We start from the raw sequence: 13,578 nt of genomic DNA on the forward strand, positions 1-13,578 counted from the left end.
GGCAGGAATGCCGCCAGCCCACCTTTGTCAGGGAGTTGAAAATTCAACCAACAAGTGTCCGGAGAAGCCGTGCTGTTTGTCGGACGGATAATCCCGGAAGATAGGCGCGACTCAATGCGCGCCCCATTGCCGGAAGGTGCAGCGGGTCCTGGTAATACATGTACAAAGTCCGGTACTCGGGCTGGAATCGGGACTTGAAAGAAGCCAACGACCTGAATCCGTAAACCGGTTCCAATGCTTGGCCAACAACATCCAGAATTCCAGCCAAGCCCTTTGCCTGAACGATTTCCTCCTTTTCGCGGGCAAGCGGGGATCCCGACAAAGAGATCACTTCCACCGTTTCCCTGAGGTGGAGGACAGCGGAGGCAATGAGGAATTCCATGACACCGGGAAATTCGTCACCGCGGCGTCGCATGAAGTCCAAAGTCCAGCTGACAACAGCGCCATCCTCATGGACCGGAAGCCAACTGGTGACTCCGTACACAAAACCGTCCTCGTCCACGGCAACGCAGCACAGGACATTGTCATCATTGAGTTCGTCCAAACCACCCAGGGTGAAGCCCATTTCCGGAATCTTTTTTTGTGCCGCCCACTCCTCCGAGACTTCGCTGACCTGCGCACGGATTCCTTGCGGCAGCGCGGAATATGTGCTCCATCGTGCCGTGATGCCCTTTTTCGCCGCCCTGTTCAACGCGGTCCGGACGTTCTGCCACTCCTTGCCGCGGAACTCCAGATCACGGACCCTCAACCGTGTTTCCTGGGCTACAGCCACCCTGCGGAAGCCTTTGGTCTGCAGCATGGGCCATAACTCATCGGTGCAGGAGTAGAGGCAGGGCACCATCGCCTGGCGGGAACAAAACTCCAGGAAGGCCTCCGCCGTCCCTATGTGATGCTCCCTGGGCCCCAGTGGGCCTGCAAGCGTCAGTGCCACGTTTCCGTGCTGCTGGTAAGCCACTCCCCCGCTGGCTGTGTGGTTGAACCAGTATTTATTTGGCTCCCACAGCGCCATCCAGGACAAGGAGTCTCCCCCGCGTTTGACCAGTTCCCGCGCTTTTTGGCGGGATTGCTGATCCAGGCCCCCTGCGTGGTGGCCGCGGATCAACAGAATCCAGACGCCCACCAGTGCAACCAGCCAGAAAACCGTTCCCGAGTAGGAAAAGAGGAAAACCTCCACAACGTCGCGATCGGCAAAGACTTTTCGGTAGACGCCGGGCAACGGAACCGGCAAATACTGGCGGGCGAGTTCCGCCGCCAAGCCAAGCAGGCCGCCGTCGCGATCCATGCCGCCCGACGCCGCCCACACCACGGTGTACAACACCACGAGCGTGCCTCCGGTAGCGCCAACCAGCCAGAAGACCCGGCGTCGGAGCCGGTCCGAAGACTCAACCCTGAAGTGGCCCCGGTAAAGGAGCAGCAAAATTGCCAGCACCAAAGGCACCAGCACCAAAGGCAGAAGATGGATGACTGCGGAGTTCAACATCCCCACATGGGGCCTGCCCTGCGGCCTGGGCATACCGGCAAAAAGTGCAAGGTAGATCGTGGACAACGTCACCACTACCAGCTGGACGGCAACGGCGATCCACAAAGCCAGCCTTCGTCCACGGCGCATGCCATCGGCGCAAATCAGCAAAAGGACCACGGGAACCACAGCCAAGGCCAACCCGAAGGGCCCGGTGTAAGCCTGACGGCCCACTTCCAAGCAGGCAACATCGATGGTGCCTCCGCAGTTGTTCTCCAACTGCCCCAAAGTTGGCAGCGGATTGAGGATGACGTCGCGCAGCAACGCCAAGGGACCTGACGGGCCCTTGGCCACAGCGGTGACAATGGGACCGGCAGCAAAGATCGCCATGGTCAGGGACAGAAGATTGCGCACTTCGCGGCCTGTGGAGCGGTGCAGATGCAAATGCCCCTGGCTGCTTTGAAGCCACCACCCCACCGCCAGACCCAAGAGCGCACCGAGCAGTCCCACCACCGTTTCCGCGTGCCCCACGTAGAGAACCAGCAGCAGCGAGATGGACAGGGTGACGGTCCGCAAACGCCTCTGCCACAGGGTTGGCAACGAAGCGCTGGCTGCCAGGGCCGTAGCCAGGATTGCCCCGTAAGGGCCGATCAGCCGGAGGTCCGCCATGCGCGAGAGCCACCCGTCATCCACGTGGCGGGCAACCTGGGTGACCAAAAAGAAAGCGGACACACATCCAAATTGCGTCCCCAGGAGCACGAGGGCCGTCCTGGAGGAACCCAGGTGCCGTTCGGCAAGTCCCAGCAGAAACAACATCATCAGAAGCGCAGTGACATAGGCAAGCGGATTGGTGGTGAAGAACAGGGAAGTCCAAATGGACCACCACTCCCCCGACTTCACGCCCTGGAGGGAAACGCCCGCTACCGGCAGCCAGTGAACAGGGGGCCCGCCCAGGAAGCTGCCTGAGAACAATGACAATGCCAGGAACAGCACAAGAACTGACAAGGTGAAGGGCGTTGAACGCAGATGACGACCGGCCTGCTTCAGCGCAGGCACCACGACGCCACGGATGGCCAGGCTCACGACGGCAATCCCCACCGCTGGGCAAGGAATCCGAGGCCTCCGGGCATGCCCTGGATCACGGCCTCCCAGGAATGGCCGGCCCCCGGGATGGGATGCTCCTGGGTTTCGAAGCCAGCCGCTTTGGCCGCTGCCGCCAGCTCATTCATGTAGCCGGTGAACTCATGGTCAGCCTCGCCGGATACCAAATAGACACCGCTGCCGGAATAGTTCCGCTGCTGCATCAACACCAACGGAGTTTTTGACTCAAAGGCCTCCACGTCGCCGTCGAACGAGTCGGCTATGGTCTTGTTCCGGTCCTTGGCCAATGCCGGCTCGCGTTCCGCGGCGAAGGGCAGGATGGACGGGAAAAGATCCGGATGCAGGGTACCCATCTGCAGGGCACATGTACCGCCGAAGGAGAACCCGCCCACAGCCCACTGCTTATGATCCCGGTTGACTGACAACGTCTGCGAAATCCATGCCGGGACGTCCTGCGACAGATAGGTGTCCACTTGGGCTATCCGGCTGTCCATGCACATGGTGTTGGCATTCGCCGAGCCGTTGGGGTCCACGATCACGGTGACAGGGGCCAACCCTTGGTGCTCCGAAGCGAACCGGTCCATGACCGACCGGAGCTGACCACCGGAGAGCCAATCAGTGGGACCACCGGGCTGCCCTGCGAAGAGAACCAGCACGGGCAACTCCGGCCTCGGAGTGGTTTGGTACGCCGGGGGTAAGTAGATATAGGCGTCACGGGCCGCAAACCCCGAGGCCGTGCCCGGGATGTTTGATTTCCGGAGGATACCGCCCCCGGGCATGGAATCAGGGGCCTTCCAGCCGGAGAGGGAGGGCGATGACTGGGGACTTTGGGCACGGGTCAAAGCCGGCTCAAGCACTGGGATGCGGGCTACGGACGTGCCAAGAAGGTCAGCCACGGACTTGTTCAGGCCAAAGTACAGGTTCACCTGCACCAGGCACAGGACCACCACCAAGAGCATGGACAAGACGCTGAGTATCCGGCCGGCCCATGAACTCCGCCTCATCCGCATGATGCAGATCAGGAGCGACGCCACGGCAACGCCGGACCACATCAGTGTTTCGAACGGCAGGTTCTCCGAGAAAGTGGCTGCAAGGTCAATGAGGATCCAGTGGACCAAAGCCACCAGACCGGCGGACGCCACAAGGCAGGCAACTACGACTACAGCCCAGGTACGGCGACGCTTCCACAAAAGGTACGCGGCACCCGCCGATCCCAGGGCAATACTGGCCCACATGACCGGGCCGTCCACCAGGCTGACGTCCGACAGAAAATCCATGGCGCCTAACGCCAGGTTCCTACGCCGATGACCGGGCCGGCTTCAAGCCATGACGAAAGCCCGGCGTAGGAATCGAAGTTCATGGCCAGCATGAAGGTGGACCCCTCGTATTGCAGCTCCACAATCACCACTCCGGGCTGCACCCTCACGAGTTCATCTTCCGTGGGATGCCTGCGTCCCAGAAGCTCCAAGGAGCTGCGGGTGAATTTATGTTTCGGCACAACGCTGAGTGACATCAAACGGAACCACTCAAGCTCGTTGTCCTGATAACGACAAACCCCCATTTGCCAGCTGTTTCCAGCCATGCAAATGGAGGCGTCAATTGTGCCCAGGGCACGCCGCAGATTGAAGCGGCGCACCCCGAAAAGGCACAGTGTAATGATGAGCAACGTAAACGCTGTTGCCAAGGCGATGAACGGAATAAGGGAATCGTCCATCAAGGTCTAGCTATCGGATCCCCGCTGTAGCCGCTTCGCCCAATTTGGCGTTGTCAGCAACAATGACCACACGATCGTTGTCCACGGAGAAGAATCCTCCGTCGACCACTACCGCAATACGGTCCCCGGAAACCGGCTGGATTGCCAGCTCGCCCTCAGCCAGAATGGCCAAAAGGGGCGAGTGGCCCGGCAGGATTCCGATTTCACCATCGCTGGTGCGGGCCTTCACCATGGTGGCCGCACCGGACCACACGAAGTGGTCCGCCGCGACAATCTCAACCTCGAGCTCAGCCATATTACTTGGTCTGTTCCTGGATCTTGGCCCAGTTACGCTCAACGTCATCCAGGCCGCCGACGTTGAAGAACGCCTGCTCTGCAATGTGGTCCAGCTCGCCGTCGCAGATGGCCGTGAAGCCCTCTACGGTGTCCTTGATGGAGACGGTGGAACCTTCGACGCCGGTGAACTGCTTGGCGGTGTAGGTGTTCTGCGAGAGGAACTGCTGGATACGACGTGCACGCGACACGACGATCTTGTCCTCTTCGGAGAGTTCGTCAACACCGAGGATGGCGATGATGTCCTGGAGTTCCTTGTTCTTCTGCAGGATCTGCTTAACACGGACAGCCGTGTTGTAGTGGTCCTTGCCGATGTACTGGGGATCCAGGATACGGGAGGTCGACGTCAGCGGGTCAACGGCCGGGTACAGACCACGGGAGGCGATTTCACGGGAAAGTTCCGTGGTCGCGTCGAGGTGTGCGAAGGTCGTTGCCGGAGCCGGGTCGGTGTAGTCATCAGCCGGGACGTAGATGGCCTGCATCGACGTGATGGAGTGACCCTTGGTGGATGTGATGCGCTCCTGGAGGAGACCCATCTCGTCGGCAAGGTTCGGCTGGTAACCCACTGCGGACGGCATACGTCCGAGCAGTGTGGAAACCTCGGAACCTGCCTGCGTGAAGCGGAAGATGTTGTCGATGAAGAGCAACACGTCCTGGTTCTGAACATCACGGAAGTACTCAGCCATGGTCAGTGCAGACAGGGCGACGCGCAGGCGCGTTCCCGGCGGCTCATCCATCTGGCCGAAGACAAGCGCGGTGTCCTTGAGAACACCAGCTTCTTCCATTTCAACCCAGAGGTCATTACCTTCACGGGTACGCTCGCCAACACCGGCGAATACAGAAGTACCACCGAAGTTGCGGGCAACACGGGTGATCATTTCCTGGATCAGAACGGTCTTGCCGACGCCGGCGCCACCGAAGAGGCCAATCTTTCCACCCTTGATGTACGGGGTGAGAAGGTCGATGACCTTGATGCCGGTTTCCAGCATCTCCGTGGAACCTTCAAGCGAAGCGAAGCTCGGAGCCTTGCGGTGGATCGGCCAGTAGGCGTCAGCCTTGATCTCGGACTCTTCAACATCAAGGGGCTTGCCCAAAACGTTGAAGATGTGGCCCTTGACGCCGTCGCCAACAGGCACGGAGATCGGAGCGCCGGAGTCCTGCACGGTGGTGCCGCGGACCAGGCCGTCGGTGGCCTGCAGGGAGATAGCGCGAACGAGGTTGTCGCCCAGGTGCTGGGAGGTCTCGAACGTGATGGTCTTGGTCTGGCCATTGAGGGTGATCTCAGTGGACAGAGCGTTGTAAATCGAGGGGATTGCGTCAGCCGGGAATTCGACGTCGACAACCGGACCAATAACACGGGCAATGCGGCCGGTGGCACCGGCCGTTGCTACGTGTTCGGTAGCAGTGGCAGTCATCTCTCTCACTTCACTCAGTAGATGGCGTGGATCTAAGTTTATCTGTTATTGCAGGTACAGCTTTACAACCGAAGCAGTGATGGTCAGGACGCGAGAGCGTCTGCACCGGCCACAATCTCGGAAAGCTCCTGCGTAATTTCGGCCTGGCGGGCCGTGTTGCGAAGGCGCGTGTACTTCTTGATCAGATCCGTAGCGTTGTCGCCCGCGGACTTCATGGCCCGCTGGCGGGCTGCGAGCTCGGAAGCTGCTGCCTGCAGCATGGCTGCGAAGATCCTGGATTCGATGTAACGCGGAAGCAGTGCATCAAGCACCCGCTCCGTTTCCGGTTCGAATTCGTACAACGGCAACAGCTCGGTGTCGGTTGCTGCTTCTTCTTCAACGACCTCCAGCGGAAGCAGACGGATAACCGTCGGCTCCTGCGTCACCATCGACTTGAAGCGTGTGTAGACAACGTGGATTTCGTCCACGCCGTCGTCTTCGTAGTCCGTGGAGAAGTCTTCAAGAAGTGCAGCTCCGACCTCTTTGGCCGTACCGAACTCCGGTGCATCCGTGCCACCGGTCCACACTCGCGTGTAGGGCCGGTTGCGGAAATCGAAGTACGCCTGCGCCTTGCGGCCAACCAAGTACGCCTTGACTTCCTTGCCTTCTGACTGAAGGAGCTCGAAAAGACCCTCAGCCTGCTTGAGCACACTCGCCGAGTAGGATCCTGCGAGGCCGCGGTCTGACGTAATGATCAGCACAGCGGCCCGACGGATCTGCTCCGGTTCGGTGGTCAGCGGGTGGTCGATTTCGCTCTGAGTTGCGACAGCAGAAACGGCGCGGGTAATCGCATTCGCGTAAGGCAGTGAAGCTGCTACGCGTGCGCGGGCCTTACCGATGCGCGAGGTAGCGATCAGTTCCATCGCCTTGAAGATCTTGCGCATCGACGTCGTCGAAGTGATCTTCTGACGGTAGACCCGAATCTGGGCTCCCATACTTATCCTTTCCTATGTTCCCGATGTGCTGCCCTGCAGGGGCCCTTAGGACCCCTGCAGGGCAAGACTTCGGAACTAGCGCTTCTGCTTGACGATCTTTTCCTGGTCGACGTCGCCGCCTGCAATCGCTGAGTGCTCTTCGTGTCCGGCGCCAACCAAGTGGTTGTCGCCCTGGCCGAAGAAGCCCTTCTTGAAGGAAACAACAGCTTCCTTCAGCGCAGCAGCGGTGTCGTCATCCAGGACGTTGGTCTGTGCCAGCGTGGTCAGGATGGAGGACTGGTGCTTGAGGTGCTCCAGGAACTCAGACTCGAAGCGACCGATGTCTTCAACCGGAACATCGTCCAAGTAGCCGTTGGTGCCGGCCCAGATGGAGACAACCTGGTCTTCAACCGGGAACGGTGAGTACTGGCCCTGCTTGAGCAGTTCCATCAAACGCGCACCACGGGTCAGCTGCTGACGGGAAGCGGCATCGAGGTCCGAGGCAAACATGGCGAATGCCTGCATGTCGCGGTACTGAGCCAGGTCCAGCTTCAAGGTACCGGAGACCTTCTTCATGGACTTGACCTGTGCTGCACCACCCACGCGGGAGACGGACACGCCCACGTCAACAGCGGGACGCTGGTTGGCGTTGAAGAGATCCGACTGAAGGAAGATCTGGCCATCGGTAATGGAGATCACGTTGGTGGGGATGTAGGCAGAAACGTCGTTCGCCTTGGTCTCAACGATCGGAAGACCGGTCATCGAGCCTGCACCGAGCTCGTCGGAGAGCTTTGCACAACGCTCCAGCAGACGGGAGTGCAAGTAGAAGACGTCGCCCGGGTAGGCTTCGCGTCCCGGCGGACGACGGAGCAGGAGTGAGACGGCGCGGTAAGCTTCAGCCTGCTTGGACAGGTCATCGAAGATCACCAGAACGTGCTTGCCGCCGTACATCCAGTGCTGGCCGATTGCCGAACCAGCATAGGGTGCCAAGTACTTGAAGCCGGCCGGGTCGGAAGCCGGGGACGCCACGATGGTGGTGTACTCCAGCGCGCCGTGGTCTTCCAGGGTCTGGCGGACTGCTGCGATGGTGGAAGCCTTCTGGCCGACACCAACGTAGACGCAGCGAACCTGCTTGGAGACATCTCCGGAAGCCCAGTTGGCCTTCTGGTTGATGATGGTGTCGACGGCGATTGCCGTCTTGCCGGTCTGACGGTCACCAATGATCAGCTGACGCTGGCCACGGCCGATCGGGATCATGGCGTCAATTGCCTTGAGGCCGGTCTGCATCGGTTCGTGAACGGACTTGCGCTCGGTAACGCCAGGAGCCTGGAGTTCCAGAGCGCGGGTAGCCTCGGCCTTGATCTCGCCGAGGTCGTCGATGGGCTGGCCCAAGGGGTCGACTACGCGTCCCAGGAAGGCATCGCCCACCGGGACGGACAGGATCTCACCGGTACGGTGAACTTCCTGGCCCTCTTCAATACCGGTGAAGTCACCGAGGATAATGACACCGATCTCGCGGACGTCAAGGTTCTGGGCCAGGCCCAGCGTGCCATCTTCGAAGCGAAGCAGCTCGTTCGCCATGACCGAGGGAAGACCCTCAACACGGGCGATGCCGTCACTTGCGGTGGTCACACGACCAACCTCTACGCGCTCTGCGTTTCCGGGTTCGTAGGACGCCGCGAACTCGTTCAACGCATTACGGACGTCGTCGGCGTTGATGGTCAAATCGGCCATCTGCAGTCCCTGCTCTCCTGTTTTCGTGATCATCGTTGCTCACGATGACCGGGTTTTATATCAGTTAAGTTGTGCTAAGTCTTCGCTAGCCAGCGAGCTGGCGACGGAGTTCGGTCAGGCGGGAGATCACTGAAGCGTCAAGCACTTCGTCACCAACCTGAACACGGATTCCACCGATCAGTGCAGGGTCAACATTGATGTTGACCTTCAGTTCGCGGCCGTACAGGGCATTCAGCCCGGTCTGCAGACGGCTGGCCTGCGTTTCCGTCAACGGACGGGTAACGCTGACAGTTGCAATCCAGCGCTGCTGACGCTTGGCTGCAAGCCCGGCAAACGACTCAACGAGCTTGCTGGGCTTGACGCCCCGCGGCTGCGTTACTGCCTGGTTGATGAGAACCTTGGCTTCCTCGCTGCTGCCAGGAACAAGCTTCTCAGCCAGTGCAATCTTCGCTGCAGGTGATGCCTGCGGCTCAGACAGAGCACGTTGTACTTCGTGGCTGGAGGCGACGATCTGGTTGAAGGCAAACAGATCGTTTTCCAGCTCTTCCAGCCCCGTGATACCGGAGGCAGAAACGGCCGACTTGTTTTCAGCTACGGCAATGACCACCGTGGCGGCAAGGGTCTCGAGTGCATCGCCGATATCGCGTGCCGATGCCCAGCGTGAACCGGCCAATCCGCCTGCAATCTCAGCAGCATCAGCGGAGACTTTCCCGCCAACCAGCTGCTTGACCAGCGCCGACTTCTCGTCTCCGGAACGGGACGGGTCAGTCAGGGCGCGGCGCAAGCCAGCCGAGCTGTCCACCGTTCCCAGGATTCCGAAGAGGTCCTTAGCCAACTGCAGCGAGGCGAAGGGAAGCTTGGCTTCCAGCTGCGCCAGCGCTGTGGTCAGCGATTCGCTCGATATACCTGCCATTACTTAGCTGCACCTGCGCTCTGGGTCTCCAGATCTGCCAGGAAGCGGTCTACAACGCGTGCAGCGCGCTGGTCGTCGGTGAGTGCTTCACCAACGATGCGGCCGGCAAGCGTTGTTGCCAGGGTGCCGACCTCGGAGCGGAGCGAGACAACAGCTGCCTGGCGCTCCGATTCGATGGCAGCGTGTGCCTGCTCAGTGATGCGGGCCGACTCTGCAGCAGCCTTGGCCTTCAGGTCCGCGAGGATCTGGGCGCCTTCGGCGCGTGCTTCTTCGCGGATGCGGTTGGCTTCGGTGCGGGCGTCGGTGAGCTGCTGCTTGTACTCTTCAAGAGCTGCAGAAGCTTCTGCCTGGGCCGCCTCGGCCTTTGCAATGCCACCTTCGATTGCTTCGGCGCGCTCTGCAAAGGTCTTCTCGAACATCGGGACAACAAACTTGACCACGATGTACATGAGGACTGCAAAGCCGACGAGGACTACGCCCATTTCCCAAACATTGGGAACAAGCGGGTTCGATTTCTCGCCGCCTTCAGTGGCGGCTGAGATGATCAGCTGATTCATATTTCACCCGTCCTATCTACTCGTGCTTTGAATTCGCTTGGTTCTTAGGACTAGGAAAGAACGAAAGCGAAGACGAGGCCGAGGATGGCAAGAGCTTCAGTCAGTGCAAGGCCGAGGAATGCGATCGGCTGCAGCACGCGCTGAGCTTCCGGCTGACGTGCAACACCGTTGATGTAAGCGGCGAACACGAGACCCACACCGATACCACCGCCGATGGCCGAAAGACCGTAGCCGATGAGGTTGAGGGAGCCGTTGATGGTGCCTTCCATTTTTTCTTCCTTTCAAGATGCCGCCCGTGCGGCAGGTTGTTTGGGTTGCTTCATCCCCGCGAGGGGAAGTGTTGGGAGCCTAGTGGCTGTCGGCGTGCAGGGCGCCTTCGATGTAGATCGCGGTCAACAGTGTGAACACGTAGGCCTGCAGGGCCATGATCAGTGCCTCGAGCATGTACATGGCAACTGCACCGACCAGCACCAGGACGGATGCGCCCTTGAGCAGGACGTTCTCCTGCATGACCAGGAACTCGATGCCGGAGCCGGCAAGCATGACGATCAAGTGACCGGCCAGCATGGTCGCGAACAGACGGAGGCTGTGCGTGACCGGACGGACCAGGAAGTTCGAGATGATTTCGATCGGAACAACGATCGGCAGGATGTACCACGGCACGCCCGACGGAACGGTGGCCAGCTTGAAGTACTTCAGGCCGTTCTTCTTGATACCGATGGCAATCCAGGTGAAGTACACGATGCCGGCCATGACATAAGCGCCGCCGACGTGCGAGAAGCTCGGCAGCTGGATAACCGGGATGGCACCGTAGATGTTGTTCACGAGGATGAAGAAGAAGAGGCTGAACAGCAGCGGGACGTACTTGATGAAGTCCTTGCCGCCGATGATGTCCTTGGCGATGCTGTTGCGGACGAAGCCATAGGCCATCTCGCCTGCGAACTGCAGCTTGCCGGGAACCAGCTGCTGCTTACGTGCAGCGAGGATGAAGAATGTAGCGATAATGACGACGGAAAGGATCACCAGCAGCATCTGCTTGGAGAAGCCATCGGCCGCACCCCAAGGCAGGATTGCCGGCAGGTGCATTTCGTCGATTCCGGGTGGGGTGAAAGACCCCGAATCCTGGGCGGGGAGCGCAAGCGCGATCAACGCGTTTCCTCTCTGCTGTGTCCATCATTGGGCATTGGTTGGAGTCCGGAGGCGTTGAACGCATCCACAATCCATGTGAAATTATTTGGCATTACTGTCCCCGTCCGTGGACGGACCGCTGTCTGCGTTGCTCTCGCCAGGGGAAGTGCTTTGCCTGGTGAGGCCGTGCATATGGGAAAGATAGAACCCTCCTGCGGCTCCCAGCAGAGCGCCAAGGAGCACAATCCAGCGGGTCCCCCACAGATTATCCAGACCCCAGCCTATCAAACTCCAGACAATGATCCCGCCAATGATGTAGCTGAAGACCGCGATGCCGGCGTTGTAGCCGCCGTCGCTTGCTGCTTCCGCTGATACATCACGTGCGGCAGGTTGCCGGGAAGGGAGCGCGGGCTTCGAGTAACGCTTACGCGGAGACATCGGGACCACCCTCCTTTGGCGCGGGGTCGTTGTAGATCTGCAGGCGCGCCTTGCTGAAACCATAAATCTCGGCTGCCTGCCAGAACACCACGGCCACCACCGCACCGATGAGGAACCACCGGGCGTGGAGCCAGTCCGGGGCACCGAGAACAAACAGCACCACCGCGAATCCGACTACCTTGATGAAATATGTCGCAACAAAGAGTCCGACCGCGCCGGAGGGGTTGTTGCGGCCTACAAAGTGGCCGATCAGAAGACTGATGGCGAAGAAGAGCATCACAAGGGAGGCGCCGAAAGCTGCTGAAAGCGCTCCCTGGCCACCGTTCATCAAAGCTGCGATAACGCAGGTGACCGCAGTAGCTGCCACCGCGGAAACCGCGCTGAGCGCCAAGAGGCGAAGCCACAAGGACGATTGACCACCGGACATGCCAAAGCCTCGTCGACCGGACGGATGTCCGGAATCGGCGTTGGATGTCATGGGGATACCAATCCTCGTGGCACAGGTGCCAAATTCTCAAAGTGGGGTTACGGGCGAGTGACTGTCCGCAGTAAGAATTCTACATGAGATAGAACTGGGGCGATAACCCGTCGCGGGCTAACGTTCCCCTGGCTTGCCCGAGTTCCGCGTGAAGTAAGGCCACGCCGTCACAGCTGCCATGACCAGGGCAGCCACAATCACCACAATGAGCACGATCTGCCACGGGAAGACGGCGAAAGCCACGCCGCCGAAGGCAAGGATGCAGGTCCACACGTACAGCATTACGACGGCGGAGCGGTGCGAGTACCCCAGGTCCACCAACTTGTGGTGGAGGTGCCCACGATCAGCCGACCATGGAGATTGCCCCCTCGCTGTCCTCCTGATGACCGCCATTCCAAGGTCCAGCAGGGGAAGTGACAGAACCGCAAACGGAAGCAGGATAGGCACCACTGTGGGGATGCCGTTGGCCCGGTCATAAAGACCGGAACCGATTTGTCCAGTGGCCACCACACCGGCGGAGGCCATCAGAAGGCCGATCAGCATGGCGCCGGAGTCACCCATGAAGATCTTGGCCGGAAACCAGTTGTGGGGAAGGAATCCGATGCAACTGCCCACCAGGATGGCCATCAAAAGTGTCGCCAGGTCCGAGTTGTCGGTGGAGGGATTGTTGCGGTGCACCCAATAAGCCGTCAGGAAGAAGGCTCCGCCGCCAATGGTGGCCACACCCGCAGCAAGACCGTCCAGGCCGTCGATGAAATTGACGGCGTTCATGGTGGTGACGATGAGCCCTGCCGTGAGGATGATCTGGACTGCCTCGGACTGGAGGAAGATCGGCTCGGGGATGAAGGGAACCACGGACATCCGCACGCCCCAGATGGCGACAATCAGGGCGGCCGCACCTTGGCCCAGCAGCTTGATCCACCAGCGGATGTCCAGGATGTCGTCCGCGACGCCGACGGCAACGATCACCACCGCACCTGCGAGGATCCCCCATGGTGCGTCGTTATGCCTGAAGATGTCCTTGACGAAGAAGGAATTGGCCGCAACAACCAGGGCCACAAAAACACCGGCGAATATGCCCAGGCCACCGAGCTTGGAAATCAGGACCGAATGCATGTCCCGGCTGCGGATAGGTCGGTAGAGACGGAGTTTTTTTCCCGCCACCCTGGCGCCCCAGGTGGCGCCGTAGGAAACCAAGGCAGCAGTCAGTGCCATCAACAGGTACATGATCATGCGGCCGCTCCCGGGGGCAGCACACACAGCGAACCGGAGAAGCCGGCCAGCGAAGGCATCCGGTTCCGCGCCTTGCTGCCCGGAATTTCCGGGCACCTCAAGGTGTGGAATTCTGTCTGTTG

Annotated in this window: 14 protein-coding genes; all 14 read right to left on the reverse strand. The window is 60.1% G+C overall.

Annotation, left to right across the window (positions count from 1 at the left end; all coding sequences use genetic code 11):
• Positions 1 to 43 precede the first annotated feature (43 nt).
• Positions 44 to 2,557 (reverse strand): phosphatidylglycerol lysyltransferase domain-containing protein, encoded by a 2,514-nt coding sequence (locus JOE60_RS11365; protein WP_167262974.1) that lies wholly within the window; start codon positions 2,555 to 2,557, stop codon positions 44 to 46.
• Positions 2,539 to 3,837, reverse strand: coding sequence for an alpha/beta hydrolase (locus JOE60_RS11370; protein ID WP_167262976.1), 1,299 nt, complete (start codon positions 3,835 to 3,837; stop codon positions 2,539 to 2,541). The genes JOE60_RS11365 and JOE60_RS11370 overlap by 19 nt, the downstream gene beginning before the upstream one ends.
• Positions 3,838 to 3,842: 5 nt before the next feature.
• Positions 3,843 to 4,274: a DUF2550 domain-containing protein gene (locus JOE60_RS11375; protein WP_167262978.1), complete on the reverse strand. Its 432-nt coding sequence runs from the start codon at positions 4,272 to 4,274 to the stop codon at positions 3,843 to 3,845.
• Positions 4,275 to 4,284: 10 nt separating this feature from the next.
• Positions 4,285 to 4,569 carry a F0F1 ATP synthase subunit epsilon gene (locus JOE60_RS11380; RefSeq protein ID WP_167262980.1) on the reverse strand — a complete coding sequence of 95 codons (285 nt, stop codon included), beginning with the start codon at positions 4,567 to 4,569 and terminating at the stop codon, positions 4,285 to 4,287.
• A gap of 1 nt (position 4,570) precedes the next feature.
• Entirely contained in the window at positions 4,571 to 6,022 is a 1,452-nt protein-coding gene (atpD, locus tag JOE60_RS11385) for a F0F1 ATP synthase subunit beta (protein ID WP_167262982.1), read from the reverse strand.
• 83 nt (positions 6,023 to 6,105) lie between these two features.
• Positions 6,106 to 6,996 carry a F0F1 ATP synthase subunit gamma gene (locus tag JOE60_RS11390; RefSeq protein WP_167262984.1) on the reverse strand — a complete coding sequence of 297 codons (891 nt, stop codon included), beginning with the start codon at positions 6,994 to 6,996 and terminating at the stop codon, positions 6,106 to 6,108.
• Positions 6,997 to 7,071: 75 nt separating this feature from the next.
• Entirely contained in the window at positions 7,072 to 8,709 is a 1,638-nt protein-coding gene (gene atpA / locus JOE60_RS11395; RefSeq protein WP_167264150.1) for a F0F1 ATP synthase subunit alpha, read from the reverse strand.
• Positions 8,710 to 8,794: 85 nt separating this feature from the next.
• Entirely contained in the window at positions 8,795 to 9,622 is an 828-nt protein-coding gene (locus tag JOE60_RS11400) for a F0F1 ATP synthase subunit delta (protein ID WP_167262986.1), read from the reverse strand.
• A complete protein-coding gene (locus JOE60_RS11405) occupies positions 9,622 to 10,179 on the reverse strand; it encodes a F0F1 ATP synthase subunit B (protein ID WP_167262988.1) in 558 nt (185 codons plus the stop codon). Before JOE60_RS11405 ends, JOE60_RS11400 begins: the two co-directional genes overlap by 1 nt.
• 50 nt (positions 10,180 to 10,229) lie before the next feature.
• On the reverse strand, positions 10,230 to 10,448 hold the full coding sequence (atpE, locus tag JOE60_RS11410) for an ATP synthase F0 subunit C (RefSeq protein WP_011775261.1): 219 nt from the start codon (positions 10,446 to 10,448) through the stop codon (positions 10,230 to 10,232).
• A gap of 79 nt (positions 10,449 to 10,527) precedes the next feature.
• On the reverse strand, positions 10,528 to 11,328 hold the full coding sequence (atpB, locus tag JOE60_RS11415) for a F0F1 ATP synthase subunit A (protein WP_167262990.1): 801 nt from the start codon (positions 11,326 to 11,328) through the stop codon (positions 10,528 to 10,530).
• An 81-nt stretch (positions 11,329 to 11,409) separates the two neighbouring features.
• On the reverse strand, positions 11,410 to 11,745 hold the full coding sequence (locus JOE60_RS11420; RefSeq protein WP_167262992.1) for a hypothetical protein: 336 nt from the start codon (positions 11,743 to 11,745) through the stop codon (positions 11,410 to 11,412).
• Positions 11,732 to 12,223 carry a Cg1360 family ATP-synthase-associated protein gene (locus JOE60_RS11425; RefSeq protein WP_167262994.1) on the reverse strand — a complete coding sequence of 164 codons (492 nt, stop codon included), beginning with the start codon at positions 12,221 to 12,223 and terminating at the stop codon, positions 11,732 to 11,734. The genes JOE60_RS11420 and JOE60_RS11425 overlap by 14 nt, the downstream gene beginning before the upstream one ends.
• Before the next feature lie 117 nt (positions 12,224 to 12,340).
• Positions 12,341 to 13,456: an MraY family glycosyltransferase gene (locus JOE60_RS11430; protein WP_167262996.1), complete on the reverse strand. Its 1,116-nt coding sequence runs from the start codon at positions 13,454 to 13,456 to the stop codon at positions 12,341 to 12,343.
• Positions 13,457 to 13,578 lie beyond the last annotated feature (122 nt).

The sequence above is a fragment of the Paenarthrobacter ilicis genome (assembly GCF_016907545.1).
GTDB classification, from domain to species: domain Bacteria; phylum Actinomycetota; class Actinomycetes; order Actinomycetales; family Micrococcaceae; genus Arthrobacter; species Arthrobacter ilicis.